Source organism: Photorhabdus hainanensis (assembly GCF_018448965.1).
GTDB lineage: Bacteria > Pseudomonadota > Gammaproteobacteria > Enterobacterales > Enterobacteriaceae > Photorhabdus > Photorhabdus akhurstii.
On the sequence record NZ_RCWD01000097.1, the window covers coordinates 1 to 1,745 of the forward strand.

Here is a 1,745-nt window from a genome sequence, read left to right on the forward strand (position 1 = left end):
CCCCAGTCGTCGGTGCGCAACTCAAACCCTTCGCCGCGCTTATTGGGATGCGGTCGCTGTCCATCCACCAGATGGCCCAGATTGAGCTGGCTTTTCCCGCCATATTCGGTACTCAGTTTGATGTGCTCTTTGCCGCGCTCATCGTCCATGCGCAGTTTGTTGTTGGCCGGCGTGCGCAGCACATTGCGTTTGTAGTTGTAGAGGGTTACATGGTCTTCATGCCGGGAGTCATGCAACGCATGGGCAATGTAGGGCCGATCCGGGTTGCCCTGCTCAAACGCGATCGCCACTTCGGTCCCCTGAATCAACGGCCAGTGAAAACCGTGCGTTTTACCGGCGTACGGGCGGGCTAAACGTACCCGCAGGCTTTCTCTGCCTGACGGCCACTCATCCAAATCAAAATCAAATTTGACGCGGTAACGGCCCGTGGTGTCGATATGGCCGTAAGTGTCGTTCGGCCAGTCGCTGGTCACCCGGGCCGGAACGGTACCGGCAATCACCGGCCGCGCTCGCAACTCCGGCCGGTAGCTCAACACTTCGCTGTACGGAATGCCGCTAAAACTGACCAGATAGTTGCTGTCACGCCGGGCGCTGCTGTGCATAGAGACAATCAGCACTCCCGCTTTTCCCACCGCGGCCGGTCTCTCTCCATCAAGCTCCAGCACTAAGCCGGGGACCAACTCCGGGGAGGAACTTTTGCCGCTGACAAGGCGCTGCCGGTACAGGTCGCGCTCATGGTGCAAACGGGCGTAGAATCCCGCCGTTTCCGGCTCGGGCTGGATCTGTTCTCCCCGCTCAAGAAAGTTGTCGCCATAACGGTAAACTTCCCCCACCACGGTAGTATCCCGATCCCGGCTGATCTGATATTGCAGGTCGTTCCCCGCTTCTCGATAGTTGTAGTCCCGCACTTTCACGCCTTGCGTCACCACCTGATGCTCAACGTGCAAGTCCCACACCGAGTCATGGTCGCTGTGATTCATGCCCGCCGGGTCACGTAACGGCAAGCGCACGTCGTACTGATAGTTGCGCTGGTTATCCCCAAACCGCACCACTTCAATCCCCAGACGGCTGTCCATCTCGAAGCGATACCAGATCCCCACTTCCGCCAGAATGCGCTGGATAAAGTCCAAATCGCTCTCCTGCCACTGCACCACCAGTTCCCGTTTTGGGTATTCCCGCGCCAGCGTGAACAGGAAATCCTGCCCGCGAAATTCGTGTCGATCGCGCAGAACCTTTTCCACGATTTCCGGCACCGACTGGTGCTGGTAAATCCCACTGCGGCGGGTGTGGCGCAGTAATGCCAGATAAGGCTCCAGACAGACCTGATAGCGCGTTTCATCCGCCGAGGCGGCAATCCGGTTAAAACGGGTGATGACGCCGTGCACTTTACGCACCTGTGCCGGGTTTTCCGGCGCCTGCAAGATAAACGTGGCGGATTTGTTCAGCATCACCGCCGGGTCGATATCCCGGGTCGGGCTGGTGAAATCAATGGTGTAGCAATAGGGCGCGCACAGGCGCTCTTCGCCGGTGAAGCTGAATACCTCCAGTTCGGCGCCACAGCGCCGCACTTCAAGGCGGTAGCGGGCATGGCCCGGCAGCGCGGCTTGACTCGCTCGCAGCTGGCGAGCCCGCAACATTTTTCTATCCATTAATAGGTTTTCCCCGGATATCAGATAAAACGGCTGTGCAGTAGCAAGCGAGGCGCTTCCTACTGTTTCAATAAAGTCCCAGTTGCCATCAGCGAT

General features: G+C 58.4%; 1 protein-coding gene. It reads right to left on the bottom strand.

Annotation, left to right across the window (positions count from 1 at the left end; translation table 11 throughout):
* On the bottom strand, nucleotides 1-1,649 hold a 1,649-nt coding region (locus EAE92_RS24000; RefSeq protein WP_214069851.1), incomplete at its 3' end, for a type VI secretion system Vgr family protein.
* Between the last annotated feature and the right edge of the window lie 96 nt (nucleotides 1,650-1,745).